The organism is Pseudomonas sp. (genome assembly GCF_048269965.1).
Taxonomy (GTDB): domain Bacteria; phylum Pseudomonadota; class Gammaproteobacteria; order Pseudomonadales; family Pseudomonadaceae; genus Aquipseudomonas.
Genome location: NZ_JBLWTV010000002.1, coordinates 336,088 through 354,129 on the forward strand (window position 1 = coordinate 336,088; position 18,042 = coordinate 354,129).

At 55.8% G+C, this 18,042-nt stretch carries 17 protein-coding genes and 1 pseudogene; 9 read left to right on the forward strand and 9 right to left on the reverse strand.

The genetic code is table 11. The features are described from left to right. Positions 1–63: 63 nt before the first annotated feature. On the reverse strand, positions 64–891 hold the full coding sequence (locus tag ACN0X6_RS03810; RefSeq protein ID WP_417702228.1) for an inositol monophosphatase family protein: 828 nt from the start codon (positions 889–891) through the stop codon (positions 64–66). A 338-nt stretch (positions 892–1,229) separates the two neighbouring features. Next, positions 1,230–1,517, reverse strand: coding sequence for a helix-turn-helix domain-containing protein (locus ACN0X6_RS03815; protein ID WP_414207643.1), 288 nt, complete (start codon positions 1,515–1,517; stop codon positions 1,230–1,232). A gap of 90 nt (positions 1,518–1,607) precedes the next feature. On the opposite strand from ACN0X6_RS03815, the gene ACN0X6_RS03820 reads away from it, so the two are divergent. From ACN0X6_RS03820 to ACN0X6_RS03840, 5 genes are all read left to right on the forward strand, one after another. Continuing rightward, a complete protein-coding gene (locus ACN0X6_RS03820; RefSeq protein ID WP_414207644.1) occupies positions 1,608–2,036 on the forward strand; it encodes a hypothetical protein in 429 nt (142 codons plus the stop codon). Between the two features lie 737 nt (positions 2,037–2,773). Further along, entirely contained in the window at positions 2,774–4,603 is a 1,830-nt protein-coding gene (locus ACN0X6_RS03825) for a hypothetical protein (RefSeq protein ID WP_417702230.1), read from the forward strand. Next, entirely contained in the window at positions 4,596–6,782 is a 2,187-nt protein-coding gene (locus ACN0X6_RS03830) for a hypothetical protein (protein ID WP_417702232.1), read from the forward strand. Before ACN0X6_RS03825 ends, ACN0X6_RS03830 begins: the two co-directional genes overlap by 8 nt. 15 nt (positions 6,783–6,797) lie before the next feature. Further along, positions 6,798–7,337, forward strand: coding sequence for a hypothetical protein (locus tag ACN0X6_RS03835; protein WP_417702233.1), 540 nt, complete (start codon positions 6,798–6,800; stop codon positions 7,335–7,337). Positions 7,338–7,343: 6 nt separating this feature from the next. Next, complete coding sequence (locus ACN0X6_RS03840) at positions 7,344–8,582, forward strand: hypothetical protein (protein ID WP_417702235.1); 1,239 nt, start codon at positions 7,344–7,346, stop codon at positions 8,580–8,582. Between the two features lie 184 nt (positions 8,583–8,766). Here ACN0X6_RS03840 and ACN0X6_RS03845 read toward each other — a convergent pair. Next, positions 8,767–9,807: pseudogene (locus ACN0X6_RS03845) on the reverse strand (YifB family Mg chelatase-like AAA ATPase); the annotation flags it as partial. 93 nt (positions 9,808–9,900) lie between these two features. Next, positions 9,901–10,158 carry an accessory factor UbiK family protein gene (locus tag ACN0X6_RS03850; protein WP_417702237.1) on the reverse strand — a complete coding sequence of 86 codons (258 nt, stop codon included), beginning with the start codon at positions 10,156–10,158 and terminating at the stop codon, positions 9,901–9,903. Positions 10,159–10,567: 409 nt separating this feature from the next. On the opposite strand from ACN0X6_RS03850, the gene glnK reads away from it, so the two are divergent. From glnK to sutA, 4 genes are all read left to right on the forward strand, one after another. Then, entirely contained in the window at positions 10,568–10,906 is a 339-nt protein-coding gene (gene glnK, locus ACN0X6_RS03855) for a P-II family nitrogen regulator (RefSeq protein ID WP_003096476.1), read from the forward strand. A gap of 334 nt (positions 10,907–11,240) precedes the next feature. Further along, on the forward strand, positions 11,241–12,491 hold the full coding sequence (locus ACN0X6_RS03860; RefSeq protein ID WP_417702239.1) for an ammonium transporter: 1,251 nt from the start codon (positions 11,241–11,243) through the stop codon (positions 12,489–12,491). A gap of 98 nt (positions 12,492–12,589) precedes the next feature. After that, positions 12,590–13,015: a secondary thiamine-phosphate synthase enzyme YjbQ gene (locus ACN0X6_RS03865; protein ID WP_417702241.1), complete on the forward strand. Its 426-nt coding sequence runs from the start codon at positions 12,590–12,592 to the stop codon at positions 13,013–13,015. A gap of 77 nt (positions 13,016–13,092) precedes the next feature. After that, positions 13,093–13,416, forward strand: a complete 324-nt coding sequence (sutA, locus tag ACN0X6_RS03870; RefSeq protein WP_192983954.1) for a transcriptional regulator SutA — start codon at positions 13,093–13,095, stop codon at positions 13,414–13,416. Between the two features lie 170 nt (positions 13,417–13,586). On the opposite strand, the gene ACN0X6_RS03875 is transcribed toward sutA, so the two are convergent. The 5 genes from ACN0X6_RS03875 to lysA are packed head-to-tail and all read right to left on the reverse strand — an operon-like array spanning position 13,587 to position 18,030. Beyond that, on the reverse strand, positions 13,587–14,288 hold the full coding sequence (locus ACN0X6_RS03875) for an HAD family hydrolase (protein WP_417702242.1): 702 nt from the start codon (positions 14,286–14,288) through the stop codon (positions 13,587–13,589). Further along, on the reverse strand, positions 14,285–15,232 hold the full coding sequence (gene xerC / locus ACN0X6_RS03880) for a tyrosine recombinase XerC (protein WP_417702244.1): 948 nt from the start codon (positions 15,230–15,232) through the stop codon (positions 14,285–14,287). Before xerC ends, ACN0X6_RS03875 begins: the two co-directional genes overlap by 4 nt. A 14-nt stretch (positions 15,233–15,246) precedes the next feature. Then, positions 15,247–15,945, reverse strand: a complete 699-nt coding sequence (locus ACN0X6_RS03885) for a DUF484 family protein (RefSeq protein WP_017678301.1) — start codon at positions 15,943–15,945, stop codon at positions 15,247–15,249. Then, on the reverse strand, positions 15,942–16,772 hold the full coding sequence (dapF, locus tag ACN0X6_RS03890) for a diaminopimelate epimerase (RefSeq protein WP_417702246.1): 831 nt from the start codon (positions 16,770–16,772) through the stop codon (positions 15,942–15,944). The genes ACN0X6_RS03885 and dapF overlap by 4 nt, the downstream gene beginning before the upstream one ends. A 10-nt stretch (positions 16,773–16,782) precedes the next feature. Next, positions 16,783–18,030: a diaminopimelate decarboxylase gene (gene lysA / locus ACN0X6_RS03895; protein ID WP_417702248.1), complete on the reverse strand. Its 1,248-nt coding sequence runs from the start codon at positions 18,028–18,030 to the stop codon at positions 16,783–16,785. Positions 18,031–18,042 lie beyond the last annotated feature (12 nt).

Below are 18,042 nucleotides of genomic sequence, written 5' to 3' on the forward strand. Positions count from 1 at the left end.
TAAGCATACATTTGTTCAGCCATTTGACTGCACTGGCGTGTAAGAGGCTCATCTGAGGCGCCTTCAAAGTCCATGCTGAAGCGGGTCACCCGAGTAGAATAGGCGCTCCCAGTCTCTTTGAACCAGCTTCAGGCAAGCACGCGATGCCCCGCCGAAGCACCTTAGAGAGGCTCTCAATAGGCATGTCTCCGATTCGTAGCTGATTGGCTCGCCATCCTCATTGAGTATCACGCCCCCCGCACCGATCAAGAGAGCATGGCCTGCAGCGATATCATGCGCAGACACTGGGACCAGAGACGCACAAGCAATGGCGTCACCGACGGCCACTCGAGCCAATCGGTACGCAATGCTTGGCATCGGGCTGAAGTCAGCAGGCGCACAGAGCTCTGTGTTCAGCTCCGGCTTGCTTCTTGCCGCCATACTCACCAGCACTTTGGTGCCAGGCTCGAGATCCAGATGGTCCAGTCGAAAACGAACCGCTTTACCGTTGCGCAGCAAGCTTCCTTGCCCCTTCGCCCAAGAGATGCAATCTGGTCCACCATCTGTGACCGGGGCGTAAACCACCCCTAACACCGGGACCGCATTGTGCAACAGCCCAACCGACAACGCTGAACCGCAGTGTCCTCGGAGAAAGTCGCTAGTGCCATCGTTCGGGTCGACGACCCAGCAGAACTCGTCTCCGCTCAGTTGATGGCCAGTTTCTTCACCCCAAAAATCGCAACTCAAAAGACCAAGCAAGTCGGCACGTAGTTGCTCCTCAATCTCCCGGTCTATATCAGCCTTGTCGCCATGGCCACGAGGGCCTCCAGGACGGCTCCATTCCGCGGCTAGCAGATCTCCCGCACAAAGTACCTTGTTGACGACCTGCTTTTGCAATGCCCAATAGTCCATGGCCCCCCCATTTACGGAATCGACAGTATGCATGAAGCCAAAATTACGACCTGAATTTGCTCCGGCTGGAGCATGCGAGCACTTTGCAGTATGGCACCTCATTCTATCCGGGACGCTCTTCTGCGATCTCGGGCGCAAGGCCACCACATGTATCCTAGAAGGACCACAAAAAGCCATTCGGGGAGGCAGAGACAACAACCCCCTGAGGCTTAGGGGTTATGGTCTGCGGACACGCAAATTGACGACCAGGGCCGTCATTGCGCCCGGTCGGACCAGCCGCTCTGTGGATACCTACGAAATCCCTTTGCCAGGGGAGCGGTGTGGGATTGATCTGGAGGTTATGGGGCTTCAAATCCCAAGCGCTTTAGCTCGTCAAGCACCGTCTGTAGCAACGCGTCCACACTCGATTCGTCCTTGACCAAGTACGCTGCCGCCATGAGCGTTACTGGATGCATTCCTAACAGCTCACAGAGGTCCGCGAGCTTTTCAAGAGTGGGTGATTGAAGCCCTCGCTCGAGAGCGCTGAGATAGGTTCGACTACTGATGGTGGCGAAGTCCTCTTGTGTTCGTCCTGCTGCTGTTCTCGAACGTTTGAGGGCTTGCCCGAAGGCTTGATTCAGTTCCATTTTGCTTTACCGACAAAAGGAACTATAAAGCGATGTCGAACACTATAACGCTACAAGTTATAGTGTGCGTTTTGAAGAGAAGCTGATGAAATGTTCTTTACTTTTGACCACGCTGAGGCCCCAGTAGGGGCTCTGCTGAAGGGCGGTCACTCATGGCGGTATGTTGAGTATCTGGCGTCCTTTCCGTACTTCCACGTCTCCGCATTCGATCTGAGTGAGGGCTGCGCCCGTCCAACCGCGCTGCTCATCTATAGCGTGGAGGATCTTGTGGATCTGGCTATCGCTGGCCGTCAAGGTTGGAAGATTCAGCAAGTGCAGCTAGTCAGTCCTGGGCGCATGAACGGGACCGGTGGTTGGCAGATGGAAAAGCTGAGGGAGATTGAAGGGATAGAACTGGCTCGTGGAACCAGCTATGCCTATCTGCTCAGCTCCGGAGCGACTTACTTCGAACATGAAGCGGCGAAGGCCCTTCCACGTGAGCGTTGGCGGTCCGTTTTCAGTCCAGTTGTGGATGATTGAGTGCGCCGTCTTGTGAGCAGCGATTCCAGGGAATCAACTCGAGGAAAGCCCAATGACTCCGCCTCATGAGCGTGCCCGTGCAGCCGTCCAGATGCGTGTGTCTTCTAAAGTGCCTCGAACGAGGCCCGTTACAGACTGAGGATGGGCAGAGAGCAGCCGGACAATTGCTACGCCACTATCTAAGCAAAGGCGAAGTAGTCCTACTCTGAAGTCCATGGACGTATCGTGCGCATGGTCTGGAGCATTTGAACTACTACCCTTCGAGTGGGCCGCCATTGAAGCCATAGCGCCGAAGATTGGCTGTGCAGAGCAAGCGCCGCATGGCCGGATTCGCCTTCATCACTGACGCAGGTTAGCGTCCATCCCTGTGCCCTTGCAGGAGTTGTATTGGTAGGTCTCAACTCGCAATCAGTAATGGAATTAAGCGTCCTGCGGGAGCTCAGCCTACCGTTCATCAGGAAAACATCTGATAGGATCGTATAGTTCGCGACCTCATAATAATTATTGGGAATAAACGGCCCCGTTATAAAATTTCGGCGAGCTGTCTTATATCTTCTTTATCTGCCAATAAGTTAAGCGGATCTGTTAATAGCGGTCATAGGTTAATAATACCACCCCTCTAGCACGTCAAACATGGCGAAGCCTAATAGTGACTCTTTTCTGATATATAAAGACTATTTCAATAATCAGAGGCGTGGCGTTAACTCTTATGCCAATCTCCTATCGAGGCTACCTTCGTGGCAGATATCTATAAGAGCGAACTTCAAGAGTACGTAATGGGGCAAGAGCGTCGTAGGGCCATAGTCATAGAATCGGATGCGCCGCCTGGGTCGTTACTGCAGCGCGCGTTAATGGCCTTGCAAGATCGCTCAAAAAAACAAATAGAAAGTCCTTCAAATATATACAATATGTTCAATGTTGCAAGACGATTAACTGGCATCGCTAAAGATGTCTTAGAGTCTCCGGTAGAAATGCTTGGCGTGGAGGAGATTAGAGAAGCGCTAACAGACTTTGAACGTGCTCTCTCACAAGACTCAAAGCTTTCGGGATGTAGGAGATCAGGTTTGATGACGGCGTTTCGCTCACTTTTAAGGCTGGGGGCGACAACGAGTGCAAGGGCGCAGATTGATCTTTCCATTGAAACGCATCGTTCAATGAGTAAATACAGTAGAAAAAGAGGCATCAAGAAAATATTCGAGAAAATTTACGTCGATACAATAAGTCATGCCTCTCCAGCGGAGCTGGTCGAGAAATGCAGAGATGCCACAGATAAATATAAGAATGAATTGATTAAGGCGTGTGTAGATGAAATCGAGGCGTATGAATTACTAAAGATTCAGCAAGACGAGTTAGTAAGTTTGCCGCCAGGTATGATTGGTGATTTGGAGTCTCTTGCCTCTGGGAGGGCTGTAAATTTAGATTCGGTCAAGAATATGCTGATCAAAATTGAAAAGGCAGATGACGTTGAGCGTCGAGTGCTGATGGCATCGTCCATCTGGATTGATAAACGTGCAGGGGTTAAATACTTATCTCCGAAACGCTACAGTCTAGGGATAGGTAATTACCGACCTTGGCTGTTTGCGCAGTATCGGCTCCCCAATATTGTGGTTTTTGCAATATTTTTATATTTCTTAGTTAGGACCTTATGGAACTACAGTAGCCTGGCCAGGATGACCATTGACGGGATTGGATCAGATGTAGGGCGGGGACGTGAAATTCAAGGCTTCAAATCCAAAACAGATGATCAAACACCTATATATGAAATAGCTCCCTCGGATGCAATTGGCCTCCGTGCGATCAATCTTCTGGTCTGGAATAGGGCTCAATTAATAAGATACGGAATTATAGGTGGCGGTGTACTCGGGCTCTGGCATGGGTGGAATTATGATAATTGCGGTTCAACCGTAATTAATGTTGATGGGGCTAGAAAAAGATTTATTGACTTCCATGGTATTGATAATTTTCCACTTACAGACATTAGGAGCCTGGGGGCAGTAAATCTTTACTTGACGACTGAAAATATTGAGGACATAAGAGTTTTGCTCGGTCACAAGGATGTGGTTACTAGCTTGGTGTACTTGGAAGCCAATATCCTGGATCACCTAGATCGTGCCTTGATCTTTGAGTTCATACGCCGACTCGAGGCCACAGCTGTCTTTCAATGTATGGGGCGTGAGGGGCTGACGCAGAAAGGAATCGATCAAAGCAAAGTCAACTCAGCCTTGTTGGTCGCCACAGGGATAGGTACGAAATGCATTGATCCAAAATCACCGCCACATTTGAGAACCGGCAGACCTTGCGATGGAATGCACTGCCTTGTGGGCGAAGGTTGTATCAATCATCGTCTCATGATTGATGTGGAGGGGGTAATAATTGCACAGAGGACTCGGCAATTTTATCGTTACACATGGATGGAACGCTATAATTTAAACAAAGACATGTTTCTCAAGTTAGACCTCCCTAGGATAATTTTTATCACGGCCCTCTTGGCTTTCACAAAAGACTCCCGTCCAGATCTATACGCGGAGGCAGAGTCGATTATCAGGGAGGAGGACCGGCGTGGATAAAATGCCTGACGGTCAGATTAAGGAGATAGCCTACGAGTTAAAAAATCAATGCCTTAAGTATGCTAATGGTATTGTCGTTTATTCAAGGGAAGGCTATGAGGATGAAGAAATCCCCCTAGGCGACCTGTGGCTTGGTCCAACAGAGCTATCACCAAAGGCATCAAGGCTGATAAGTGAAAGACGATATGAGAATACGGCACTGGCGCTATGTGACCTTGCTGTATTTTCTTCCAACAAGCATCAGCCTGATCCCCATACTATTCGCAATAGCCTCAGGTTGTATAGAAATACAATTGATTGGTTTAGAAGGCAGTCAATATTCTCGCTTGAGGATACAGTTGAGGATGATTGGAATCAGTTGTTTAAGGAGTATGCCGATGGAAACTGGGTTGGCTGCTTAAGCCTAAATGAGCGCTGGCACGTTTGTATCGATGAGTTTTGTGAAGTCGACGTTGACTGCGCATTTGATATTCAAAAGGGTAAGATCAAGTGCCTAAAACAAGATTATTGGACCTCCCGGATTGGGTGGGGCTTGCAGCTTGCAATGACAGATTCTGTCCGCAAGAGGTTATCTGAGTTAACCAAGCGTATTCCGAAGGCAAAGTCGTGGTCGGATTCGATTCCGCTGGAATCAAAATGTCCAACTGTAAATATGCTTATAAGGTTCGGCTCATGGATTAAATCGCTGAACTGTTTGCCAGCAGCGGTTGATCGCATTCAGTTGTTACCCAAGTGCACCAGGACCGCAATGGCTCGAAAGGTTGCCAAGGCTGAGAATTCGAGAAATGCGAATATATCAGTTGATGATGCAGCGCTACTTATGGGGACTGCACTAAAGTTTGTAGATAAGGCATCAAAGCCCCTTATCCGGCTTCTGAACGATGGGCGCGAAATAAGGCCTATAAAGAAGCGCTCCCAGCTCCTGCAAAGTATTCCCGCAAATGCCGAACTAGAAAAGGCTTTAGGGATAAGATTAACCGCTTGGTGTCCAAGCCGTCATAGAGCTCCTGCGCCGGATGAATATTCAGTAACTGAAGTCATCGCGGCCGTCCAAGGTGCAGTCGCCGTAATAATTGCATCACTGTCGGCGAGGCGACAAAGAGAAGTGTGTGACCGCGAGAGAGGAATTCGTAGATGCGATTATATAGCTGTTAACGAAGTCTATGCTATATGCAATTTCTATATAGAGAAGACCGTTCGTGAAAGAGTTCCTATGAATATCACTGGTTTTACAGGATGCTTAATTCAAAATCTAATAGATATCTCTAATGCAACTAACTGGTTCGATTTTACCATACCTGTGGATGCCAGTATATTCTCAAGCCATTCATTAGGTATGCGCGCTAGGACGAGGGAAAAGACTGTTCATTTACGTTTTACAAACGAAAGTCACACTCACTCGAGATCTTTAACTGCTTTCTTAGCTATCGCTTTTAAGGGTGATGCACCGGCTTTTAATCCGCATATGCTTCGTAGGATGTTCGGACTGATCTATTACTATAGGTTTGAGCATCCGATGCTTCGAGCGCTGCAAAAGCACTATTTTCATAGTGATATCATTGCAACAAAGATTTACATAACTGATCCGCCATCGAGGGACCTTAGTGAGTCTATACAAGTGAAAATTGGCGGGCGATCAGAGTCAATGGATCAAAAGTTTGATACGGCTGTAGCGGATGTCCAAGAAATACTTGATTCTGTTGCTAGGCAGAAATTTGAAGAAACCGTTAAGGCAATACTTTCAAACAAACCCTGCAGTGGTGGTTTTGTGAAGCTGGTGCGAAAAATATATCGAAAGTTGACTCTGGGGGCATCATTTGCTTCTAAAGAACCCGAGTCGCAAACTGCTGAGGTCGTCAATCTCCTGCAAAAAAACAAGCACAAGCCTGAACCTTTTAGTCATGGTCAATGCAATGCCCCACAGGAAAGAGTCAATCCGATGGCGCGTTGTTATAAAGCCGGAAAGTTGAATCGGTGTGAAGCGTCGATAACAACTTGCGACGGTTGTCTTTATCAGTTTCAATTTAGTCCGCATATTGGCAATATAAGTGAGGCAATTGATAGTATGCGAGAGAAACTATTGGAGAAGTGGCTGTCGCCAATCGAAAGAGCTCACCTTCATGCAGAAATAGATAATGCATCACGCATATTGGATAGGCTCAAATTAAAATTTTTATAGTTGATAGGTGCGCTGATGCAAAAGTTAGTGAAGAATGCCGTGGCATTGAAGGAGGCGGCGGAGCGTAACATACTTGCGAAGCTAGAACTGTTAAACGAGTGGGCGGTGGAAGGAGTTCCATTGATCCAAGGCCTAGAAGGCACGGATTCCAAATATGAATATTTTCCAACATCCCTTCGACAGTTTAAGGCGTGGACGCTTGTTGAGAATTCTGAAGCAATTAGGTTTAAGTTTGGGCTGTTTAATAGGACCGGAAATGATACTCTGGCTAACTATCCTGCGCACGCGGGCCGCGCACGGGAACTTATTAAAGCAATAAAATTAGCATGTCAGGAAAGGCTCATGGCTACGGAGGGTGATGACCTTCCTAAGCTAAAGAAAGAGATTGATCTTCTAAGGAAAATTATCGATATCCGTAGCTTGGAGGTATGCAGTGCGCATGAGGAAATAAGTAGCCTTCGCAAAGAAGTCGATAGGCTCTTAAGGGCCCTCAATAACGAGAGATCCGAATTTAAGAGGCTGTTAGGGATTGCCACTTGTCAAGTTAAGCCTTGAACTCTAATGAAAATCTCCTCTGGTAATGTAAAACTAACCAAGCTAAAAGGAGCGGGTCGTATCTATTGGCACCTCTCTTGTCGAGGGAGAACATGCTATGAATTTGTAAATTACATGCTGACGCTAAATGCGGACTACTCCGAGAAAACAATTGAAGGCTATGCTTACAATCTTGCGCCTTGGTTTGTGTTTTTGGATGAAGCATCTCTACAGGTCGCGGAGGCTAGTGATGAGTGCTTGTTGAAATATAAAGAATATCTAGAGTGGAAGCATGGTGTAAGCCGGTCGGCAAAAATTAAAGCCAGCAGAAAATTAATGGCTGTCTATAAATTTTATCATTACTTTAGCAGCGTTAGGCGAGATATATTTAACTTGATCGGGCCGTCTGGCTGCAACATAACAAGCTCAATCACTTCTCATGAGGATCAATCGTTTAATTATCTTTATCCTTACTGCTATAGGCGAATTGGTAGGTCTAGTCGACACGGCGTCAGGTGGACGCCAGATCAATCGCATAAATGTGAACTTTTTTTCGCGCTGACTGTAGGTAATGAATATATTTCCAGGCGTAATCGCCTGCTTGTCGAAATCGCTGATGAGGTAGGTTTGAGGTGTGGGTCAATTCTTTCGCTTACAACTGATCAGTTTCCACCCCTAAACGAGTCTGATCTTGAAAAGGAATTCATCTATATCACGCCGTCGAGTCAGAAATTCGGATATAGCAAACCATTTCCATTTTTGGTTGAACTCTATCTAAGAATTGTCGCTTTCATTGAGGGGGAAAGACGCGACTTAGTCATAAGGTTTAATAACTCATCTGACAAAATTTTTCTAAATTATCATACGGGTAAACCATTGACTCAGGCGGGTACGTCTAGTCTGTTCTCTAGGCTAAGTCGGCAATTAAAATGGCCGAATAATAGCGGTCTGCACTCTTGGCGGCGTAAATTTGCACAGGATTTCAATGAAAAGAATATTGAGGACAGGCGGCGGCTCGGGTTGGATACAAGTCATGACGCTCTAGCTCTCGATCTGGCGGCTCGAATGGGGCACGAGAGCATTCAGAGCCAAAGACCGTACATTGAGCGGGCTATGCAACGTTACATCTCTAAGCGCACAAAGACATTTTCCGCTCAACTGGCTGACTACGAAGCTGAGATTGCACATCTGCAAAAGCAATTGAAAGCGTACGCGGTTCAGGACGAGGTTGACCTAAACACTCCTCGCCGAGTTTCCTTCGATTAACCACTCTAAGAGTTTAGATCACGTTCTATATCAGTTCGTTTCTTCATTGACGCAAGCATTTGCTTCACGCTGCCGACCAAGGCTTTGAGTAATGCCATAGGAAATGCTGGGAACGTTCCTGGATAACAGGCTTGGTGCATGAGCCATAAGGCTAGACATCTTCATGCCAGGAACGAATCTTTTCGCAACCTTGTGTACAGGCAACGAGCTGAAAACGCGCAGGAAAACGCACCTTGTCCCGCGCTCGGGCAATGACGATGTGGCCGCTTTCCAGCGGTTCGCGCAGCACCTCCAGCACTTTTCTATCGAATTCCGGCAGCTCATCGAGGAACAGGATTCCCATATGGGCCAAGGTTATTTCGCCAGGCTGCGGGCGACTGCCACCGCCCACCAATGCCGGTCCGGAGGCGCTGTGGTGCGGCGTGCGAAAGGGGCGCTGCGGCCAGTGCTGCAACGGCAGATGGCTGGCTACCGAATGGATTGCGGCGACCTGCAGCGCCTCGCTCTCGTCCAGCGGCGGCAGCAAACCGGGCAGGCGGCTGGCCAGCAGCGTCTTGCCGGTACCGGGTGGACCGCTGAGCAGCAAGTTATGCGAGCCGGCTGCGGCCACCAGCAATGCACGCTTGGCGGCCAACTGGCCCTGCACTTCGGCCAGATCCGGGTAGGGCAGGCTCTGCCTGAGCAGCCCCTGGGCGGCGTAGGGTTCGAGTGGTGCGCTGCCGTTGAGGTGCGCGGCGATCTGCAGCAGATGTTCGACGGCAATGACCTTCAGCCCCGATGCCAGGCTGGCCTCTTCGGCATTGGCCTGTGGCACCAAGAGGGTGCGCCCGGCTGCGCGCGCGGCGAGGGCGGCCGGCAATACGCCCTGCACGGGACGCACTGCGCCTGACAGCGCCAGTTCGCCCAGGCATTCGCATTCATCCAGAGAGTGAGCCGGTACCTGGCCGCTGGCCGCGAGAATCCCCAGGGCGATGGCGAGATCGAAGCGGCCGCCATCCTTGGGCAGGTCGGCGGGCGCCAGATTCAAGGTGATGCGTTTATTGGGAAACTCGAAGGCGGCGTTGAGAATGGCGCTGCGTACGCGATCCTTGCTCTCCTTGACCGCCGTTTCCGGCAGACCCACCAGCGTCAGGGAGGGCAGGCCATTGGCCAGGTGCGCTTCCACGGTGACGGCCGGTGCTTCGACGCCGACCTGGGCGCGGCTGTGGACGATGGCCAGGGACATGATCACTCCTTGATCAAGTGGGGTGCAGTGCCTGTAGGAGCGGCTTCAGCCGCGAAGCCTGTTCGCGGCTGAAGCCGCTCCTACAACAAAACCTTAGTCTGCGGCAGTGAGCTTGGCTTCCAGTTCGGCGACCTTGGCTTCCAGCGCTTCGAGGCGAGCGCGGGTGCGCGCCAGGACCACCATCTGGCTGTCGAATTCGTCACGGCTGACCAGATCGAGCTTGCCAAAACCGCTCTGCAGCAAGGCTTTGAACTGCGCCTCCAGTTCGGCGCGCGGCAGCGGGCTGTCGCCGCTGAAAAGACGCGAGGCGTGGCTACTGAGAGTGTCGAGCAAGGCTTTCGGCGGCAGCATGATCAGGTTCCGTAAACAGACGGCCGGCAGTGTAGCACGCAGGTAGGTGCAGGGCGGCTGAGCGGCGGCTGCACGATTTTGAGCATTGCGCAATGTATCGATGCACCAAATTCGTGCGCCGCATTCGGCGTGAATGACCGGTCACTCTGGCTGGAAGCTGTTAAAGGCCTGATAGATAGCGCTTTTGCGTGAGCTGGCAAGCTTTCTGCTTAGACCCCAGCGACGCACGCACCGATGCAGTTCTGGTGCTGCAGGCGAAGCGGGGGAGTGTTTCGTCAGGAGCGGTTGGTGGGTATCGACCACGCCAGGCTGGAGCGGTCGGTGCATTACAAAAGCCAGACACTGCGCTTAGACTTGAGCCGGGTTCGCAATTCCTGGGGCAAGTCCACCTTACACGGGAGAAAGTTTCATGAAGCTAGTCACTGCCATCATCAAGCCGTTCAAGCTGGACGACGTGCGCGAGTCGCTGTCGGAGATCGGCGTGCAGGGCATTACCGTCACCGAAGTCAAGGGCTTCGGCCGCCAGAAAGGCCATACCGAGCTGTATCGCGGTGCCGAGTATGTGGTCGATTTCCTGCCCAAGGTGAAGATCGACGTGGCCATTGCTGACGATCAGCTCGATCGCGTGATCGAGGCCATCACCAAGGCTGCCAACACCGGCAAGATCGGCGACGGCAAAATTTTCGTAGTCAACCTGGAACAGGCGATTCGTATCCGTACCGGCGAAACCGATACCGACGCGATCTAACAAGCCTCCGAACCCCACGCCCCAGGAGTAAACCCATGACTCTGCGAACTTTCGCAGGGCTAGGAGCCCTTTTGTCCTCGAATTTCGGCCATGGGCTGTTTTCGAGGGCCAAAGCCGGAGCTGGCGATGCCTTCGCCGCTCTGCTGTGCCAGACCCTCTTGAGGTCTTGCGCTTGGCCTAGTGATGGGAATGCCTGGTCGCCTCATGGCGCAGGGGTTCCGGTGATCCAGTACGAGCGTGGCAACGACCTGTAAAGCATGCGGAACGCGTCCTGAGCCAACCTGGACGTTTCAACCGAACAGCGCACAACAAAAGCGCCGGCAAGAGGTGAAAAATGGATAACACAGCATTGACTGCATTGCAGTACGGCTTCGATACCTTCTACTTTCTGATCTGTGGTGCCCTGGTGATGTGGATGGCAGCGGGTTTTGCCATGCTCGAATCCGGCCTGGTGCGTGCCAAGAACACCACCGAGATCCTGACCAAGAACGTGGCGCTCTACGCCGTTGCCAGCGTCATGTACCTGGTGATCGGCTACCACATCATGTACTCCAGCCCGGAAGGCGGCATCCTGCCGAGCCTGGGCTTCCTGATCGGTGACGAAAACAGCGTCGACTCGGTACTTGCCGGTGGCGACGATGCACCTTACTACTCGGCCCGTTCGGACTTCTTCTTCCAGGTGGTGTTCGCCGCGACCTGCATGTCGATCGTTTCCGGTGCCGTTGCCGAGCGCATGAAACTGTGGGCATTCCTGGCGTTCGCCGTGGTCATGACCGGCTTCATCTACCCGGTTCAGGGCTTCTGGAAATGGGGCTCGGGCTTCCTCAACGAAGCGGGCTTCCTCGACTTCGCAGGTTCCGGCGTGGTTCACATGGCCGGTGCCACCGCTGCTCTGGCGGGTGTCCTGCTGCTCGGTGCACGCAAAGGCAAGTACGGCGCCAATGGCCAGGTCAACGCCATCCCGGGTGCCAACCTGCCGCTGGCGACGCTCGGCACCTTCATCCTGTGGATGGGCTGGTTCGGCTTCAACGGCGGCTCGCAGCTGAAGATGAGCACCATCGAAGATGCCAACGCCGTCGCTCAGGTGTTCGTCAACACCAACATGGCGGCAGCCGGTGGCCTGATTGCCGCGCTGATCGTTGCCCGCATCCTGTTCGGCAAGGCTGACCTGACCATGGCGCTCAACGGTGCCCTGGCTGGCCTGGTGGCCATCACTGCCGAACCGCTGACCCCGAGCGGCCTGCAGGCAACTCTGATTGGTGGCGTGGGTGGTGTGCTGGTGGTGTTCGCCATCCTCGGTCTGGACAAGCTGAAGATCGACGATCCGGTTGGTGCCATCTCCGTGCACGGTGTGGTCGGTATCTGGGGTCTGCTGGCTGTCTGCCTGACCAACAGCGATGCTTCGCCGGGTGCTCAGTTGCTGGGTATCGGCAGCATCTTCGCCTGGGTCTTCATCGCCAGCCTGATCGTGTGGAGCATCATCAAGGCGGTGATCGGTCTGCGCGTCAGCGAAGAAGAAGAATACGAAGGTGTCGATATCGCCGAGTGCGGTATGGAGGCCTACCCGGAATTCACCAACAAGTGATCCTCCGGTAAATCGCAAAGGGCGCCTTCGGGCGCCCTTTGTTTTTTCTGGCAGCACGCTAGAATGCGCGCGCTGGAGCCATCGAGAGTGAGAACGGCATGTGGCAGCAACGCATCATCAGCCTGCGTCCGCGTAAGCGCGGTTTTCATCTGGTGACCGAAGAGGTGCTGGCAGCATTGCCGGAACTGGCGCAGGTACGTGTCGGTCTGTTGCATCTGTGGCTGCAGCACACCTCGGCATCGCTGACGGTCAACGAGAACGCCGACCCCGCGGTACGCCGCGATTTCGAGCGTTTCTTCAATCGTCTGGTGCCGCAGGGTGAGGCGGGCTACGAGCACGATTACGAAGGGCCGGATGATTTGCCGGCGCACTTCAAGGGCAGCCTGCTGGGCTTTCAGCTACAGCTGCCGATACAGCAGGGACAGCTGGCGCTTGGTACCTGGAAGGGGATCTACCTCGGTGAGCATCGCGATCATGGCGGTGCTCGGCGAGTGGTGGCGACCTTGCATGGCGAGGCTATTTGAATTTTTTCCGGTCGAGCGGTGTACATCGCGCGACTGGGCTATAACTAACCTGCTTTTCGCAAGTCATGAGGTTGAACATGAGCGACGAAGACCTGGAACAAGACGACCTGGAAGGGGCTGACGAGGACGATGGTGAGGAGCTGGCTGCTGCCGACGACGGCGACAGCGGCGACGATGAAGGCGATGGTGCGGTCGTAGCCAGCGGCAAGAAGAGCAAGGCCAAAGCCGTTGAAGTCGATGAGCTGCCCAGCATCGAAGCCAAGCAGAAGGAGCGTGATGCCCTGGCGCGTGCCATGGAAGAATTTCTCTCCCGTGGTGGCAAGGTGCAGGAGGTGGAGCCCAACGTGGTCGCCGACCCACCCAAGAAGCCCGACAGCAAATACGGCAGCCGCCCCATCTGAGGACGGCTCGCTGCAAGGAACCCGCCCCTGTGGCGGGTTTTTTGTTGCCTGCCATCCCGGGTTGCCAGCCTTCGGGAATTGCTCTCTCAGGGGGGGGTGTCGCGTAGGGTGCGCCGCGCGCACCGATCTTGTCGTATATCAGGCGGTGCGCGCAGCGCACCCTACGGCGTTTAGCGCGTCCAGCTGGAAAGTAGCGCTGGCAACTCGGCCAGGCTGGTGATCTGCGCGTCCGGCGTGGTTTCGCCTTCCCAGGTGCGCCCTTGCGGGTTGAACCAGATCGCGCGCATGCCGGCGGCCTGGGCACCGGCAATGTCGTCGCTGGGATGATCGCCGATGTGCACGGCGCGCTCGGCCGCCACGCCACCTGCGCGGCTGAGGGCTTCACGGAAGGGCTTCGGGTCGGGTTTGCCGATGCCCAGTTCTTCTGCGCACAAGGCGAACTGGAAGTAGTCCGACAGGCCCAGGCGACGCACATCAGCATTGCCGTTGGTGATTACGCCGAGCATGAAGCGCTCGGCCAAGGCTTCCAGCGTCGGGTGTACCTCGGTGAACAGTTCGACCTGATGGCGGGCGCTGAGAAAGACCTGGAATCCCGCTTCAGCCAGCGTCTGCGCCTCGCTGTGCGGGTAGCCGGCGTCCTCCAGGGCGTGAAACAGAATGCGCCGGCGCAGCTCGCTTAGGCGATGCTTGAGCATCGGCTCGGCGTCGAGCAGACGGCTACGCACCGCCCATAGATGCTCGACCGGCACCGCGCCCAGGCGCGGCGCATGCAGGGCCAGCCAATTGCGCAGGGCGGCTTCGGCATCCTGCATCACCGGGGTGACGTCCCACAGGGTGTCGTCGAGGTCGAAGGTGATCAGTTCAATGCTCATTCGGAATCGCCTTTGCGCTTGGCACGTGGATGGGCCTGGTCGTAGACGTTGGCCAGGTGCTGGAAGTCCAGGTGGGTGTAGATCTGCGTGGTGGCGATATCGGCGTGGCCGAGCAGCTCCTGCACCGCACGCAGATCCTGCGAAGACTCCAGCATATGACTGGCGAAACTGTGGCGCAGCATGTGTGGATGCAGGTGTTGGCCCAGCTCGCGCACGCCGGCCTGGCGCACGCGCAGTTGCACGGCCCGTGGTCCCAGGCGGCGGCCCTGTTGGCTGATGAACACCGCGCCATCGCAGGGGTTGGCCTGCTTGCGCAGCGGCAACCACTGCTCCAGCGCTTGTCGCGCCATGCTGCCGACCGGCAGCTCGCGCACCTTGTTGCCCTTGCCGCGTACACGCACCAGGCCGGCTGGCAGGTCCAGGCCGTCGAGATCGAGCCCGACCAGCTCGGACAGGCGCAGCCCGGAGGAATAGAACAGCTCGAGCATGGCCTGATCGCGGCGGGCGATGAAGTCGTCCTCGACTGCGCCGTCGAGCAATTGCGCGCTGCGGTCGGCATCCAGCGTGCGCGGCAGGCGGCGCTCACGCTTCGGAGGGCTCAGGCCGGTCGCCGGATCGTGACGGCACAGACCTTCACGCAACAGATATTGATAGAGGCCGCGGGTGGCCGAGAGCAGGCGGGCCAGGCTGCGGCTTGCCAGACCCTGCTGATGCAGGCGGGCGACCAGGCGGCGCAGGGTGCGCGTATCCAGCTCGGCCCAGTCTTTCAGGCCCTGCGCTTCGCAGAGCGCCACCAGTTTGGCCAGGTCGCGGCGATAGCCGTCGAGGGTATGCGGTGATACCTGGCGTTCGCGGCGCAGGTGTTCGAGGTAGGCGTCGAGGTGGGCTTCAAGTGTCACGTGTCGGGTTCCGAACGGGCCGATGGTGGATGAGCTTCGCGTCATCCACCCTACACGACCTAGCGTACCGAACGCAGCGGTGTGGAGAAACCGGGCACGACGCGTGCCAGTACTTCGGCGATATAGCCGAGGAACAGGGTGCCGAGCGAACTCTTGTAGTGCTGCGGATCGGCGCTGCCGATGGCGAGAATGCCATGCAGGCCCTGATGATTGAGACTGACCACGGCGGCGGAGCCGACTTGCGCCGCGTCTTCCTTGCCGAAAAGAAATTCCAGCTCGTGCGGGCGCAATACGCCGCAGATGGTCTTGCCGCCGCTGAGCAGGCCGCCGACCTGCTGATGCGCTTCGGCCGAGCTGACCGAGCGACCGACCGGCAGCTTGTTGTCGCTGAACAGGATCAGGCCGACGAAGGGCACCTGGAACTCGTGGCGCAGGCTGTCTTCGACTACGCCGACCACTTCTTCCAGGCTGCCGGCATCGAGCAGGTCGAGCACCAGGCGACGGGTCTTGTCGAACAGGCGGTCGTTGTCGCGCGCCACGTCCATCAGTTGGCCGAGGCGATGGCGCATCTCGATGTTGCGCTCGCGCAGCAGCTTGACCTGGCGTTCGACCAGCGACACGGCGTTGCCGGGCTGGTGCGGAATGCGCAACTCGGGAATCAGTTCTTCATGGTCGATGAAGAACTCCGGGTGCAGGCGCAAATAGGCCGCGACCGTTTCCGAATCGAGCGGTTTGGGCGAATCCTGCTGGTCGGTCATAGGCGAACCTGTCCTTCGTATACGCGGGCAGCGGGCCCGGTCATCATAACCGGCTGACCTTCGCCTGCCCATTCGATGGACAGTTTGCCGCCTGGCAGTTCCAGTTGCACGGGCGAATCCATCCAGCCCTGACGGATTGCCGTGACGGCCGCCGCGCAGGCGCCGGTGCCGCAGGCCAGGGTTTCGCCGGCGCCACGCTCCCACACGCGCAGGCGTGCACGCTTGCGATCCTGTATCTGCAGGAAGCCGACGTTGACCCGCTGCGGGAAGCGCGCATGGTGTTCCAGCTTCGGTCCCAGCTCATGCACGGGCGCGCTGTCGACGTCGTCGACGCGCAGCACGGCATGCGGGTTGCCCATCGACAACGCGGCCAGCTCGACGCTCTGGCCCTCGACGTCGACGCGATAGGTCAGCGCCGCCTGCTCGGCCTGGAACGGCACCTGCGCCGGCTCCAGGCGCGGCGCGCCCATGTTGACGCAGACCTGGCCGTCGTTCTGCACGCGCAGCTCGATGATGCCGCTCTTGGTCTCGACGCGAATGACCTTCTTGGTGGTCAGGCGCTTGTCCAGCACGAAGCGGGCGAAGCAGCGTGCGCCGTTGCCGCACTGCTCCACTTCCGAACCGTCGGAATTGAAGATGCGGTAACGGAAGTCGACATCCGGGTGGCTCGGCGGCTCGACGATCAGCAGTTGGTCGAAGCCGACACCGATGTGGCGGTCGCCCCATTGCTTGGCATGTTTGGGTTGCACGTGGGCGTGCTGACTGATCAGGTCGAGGACCATGAAGTCATTGCCCAGGCCGTGCATCTTGGTAAAGCGCAATAGCATGACGTCGCCCTCAGGCCGGCAGCAGGCTTTCGCCGGCATAGAGCTCTTGGACGGTCTCGCGACGACGCACCTCGTAAGCCTGCTCGCCATCCACCAGCACCTCGGCGGCGCGGCCGCGGGTGTTGTAGTTGGAGCTCATGACGAAGCCGTAGGCCCCGGCCGAGCGCACGGCAAGCAGATCGCCTTCGGCCAGCAGCAGTTGGCGATCCTTGGCCAGGAAGTCGCCAGTCTCGCAGATCGGCCCGACCAGGTCGTAGTTGCGTGCCTCGCCTTCACGCGGCTGCACCGGCGACACCTCCATCCACGCCTGATACAGGGCGGGGCGGATCAGGTCGTTCATCGCCGCATCGACGATGGCGAAGTCCTTGTGCTCGGTGTGCTTGAGGTATTCCACCTGAGTCAGCAGCACGCCGGCGTTGGCGACGATGAAGCGGCCCGGCTCGAACACCAGGCCCAGGTCACGGCCTTGCAGGCGCTTGCGCACGGCGCTGATGTAGTCGCCGGCCAGCGGCGGTTGCTCGTCGCGGTACTGCACGCCGAGGCCGCCGCCGAGATCCAGGTGCTTGATGGTGATGCCGCGCGCGGCCAGCTTGTCGACCAGCAGCAACAGGCGATCCAGGGCATCGAGGAAGGGCTCGAGGGTGGTCAGCTGCGAGCCGATATGGCAATCGACGCCGATCACTTCCAGGTTCGGCAGTTCGGCGGCGCGGGCGTAGACCGCTTCGGCCTGCTCGATGTCGATGCCGAACTTGTTTTCCTTGAGACCGGTGGAGATGTACGGATGGGTGCCGGCGTCCACGTCCGGGTTGACGCGCAGCGAGACGGGCGCCTTGACGCCCAGCTCGGCGGCGACCTTCTGCAGGCGCTCCAGCTCGACGCTGGATTCGACGTTGAAACAGTGCACGCCGACTTCCAGGGCACGACGCATGTCGTCGCGGCTCTTGCCGACGCCGGAGAAGACGATGCGGCTCGGCTCGCCACCGGCGGCCAGCACGCGCTCCAGCTCACCGCTGGAGACGATGTCGAAGCCGGCGCCGAGGCGTGCCAGCACGTTCAATACGCCGATGTTGGAGTTGGCCTTGACCGCGAAGCAGACCAGGTGCGGCATGCCAGCCAGAGCATCGGCGTAGGCCCGGTACTGCCCCTCGATATGGGCGCGGGAATAGACATAGGTGGGCGTGCCGAAGCGCTGGGCCAGCGCAGACAAGGCAACACCTTCCGCGAACAGCTCGCCGTCGCGGTAGTTGAAGGCTTCCATGGTGCAGCTCCT

Coding starts and splice junctions, on each gene's coding strand:
- ACN0X6_RS03810 (WP_417702228.1), bottom strand. CDS start 891: ATGGACTATTGGGCATTGCAAAAGCAGGTCGTCAACAAGGTACTTTGT.
- ACN0X6_RS03815 (WP_414207643.1), bottom strand. CDS start 1,517: ATGGAACTGAATCAAGCCTTCGGGCAAGCCCTCAAACGTTCGAGAACA.
- ACN0X6_RS03820 (WP_414207644.1), top strand. CDS start 1,608: ATGTTCTTTACTTTTGACCACGCTGAGGCCCCAGTAGGGGCTCTGCTG.
- ACN0X6_RS03835 (WP_417702233.1), top strand. CDS start 6,798: ATGCAAAAGTTAGTGAAGAATGCCGTGGCATTGAAGGAGGCGGCGGAG.
- ACN0X6_RS03840 (WP_417702235.1), top strand. CDS start 7,344: ATGAAAATCTCCTCTGGTAATGTAAAACTAACCAAGCTAAAAGGAGCG.
- ACN0X6_RS03850 (WP_417702237.1), bottom strand. CDS start 10,158: ATGCTGCCGCCGAAAGCCTTGCTCGACACTCTCAGTAGCCACGCCTCG.
- glnK (WP_003096476.1), top strand. CDS start 10,568: ATGAAGCTAGTCACTGCCATCATCAAGCCGTTCAAGCTGGACGACGTG.
- ACN0X6_RS03860 (WP_417702239.1), top strand. CDS start 11,241: ATGGATAACACAGCATTGACTGCATTGCAGTACGGCTTCGATACCTTC.
- ACN0X6_RS03865 (WP_417702241.1), top strand. CDS start 12,590: ATGTGGCAGCAACGCATCATCAGCCTGCGTCCGCGTAAGCGCGGTTTT.
- sutA (WP_192983954.1), top strand. CDS start 13,093: ATGAGCGACGAAGACCTGGAACAAGACGACCTGGAAGGGGCTGACGAG.
- ACN0X6_RS03875 (WP_417702242.1), bottom strand. CDS start 14,288: ATGAGCATTGAACTGATCACCTTCGACCTCGACGACACCCTGTGGGAC.
- xerC (WP_417702244.1), bottom strand. CDS start 15,232: ATGACGCGAAGCTCATCCACCATCGGCCCGTTCGGAACCCGACACGTG.
- ACN0X6_RS03885 (WP_017678301.1), bottom strand. CDS start 15,945: ATGACCGACCAGCAGGATTCGCCCAAACCGCTCGATTCGGAAACGGTC.
- dapF (WP_417702246.1), bottom strand. CDS start 16,772: ATGCTATTGCGCTTTACCAAGATGCACGGCCTGGGCAATGACTTCATG.
- lysA (WP_417702248.1), bottom strand. CDS start 18,030: ATGGAAGCCTTCAACTACCGCGACGGCGAGCTGTTCGCGGAAGGTGTT.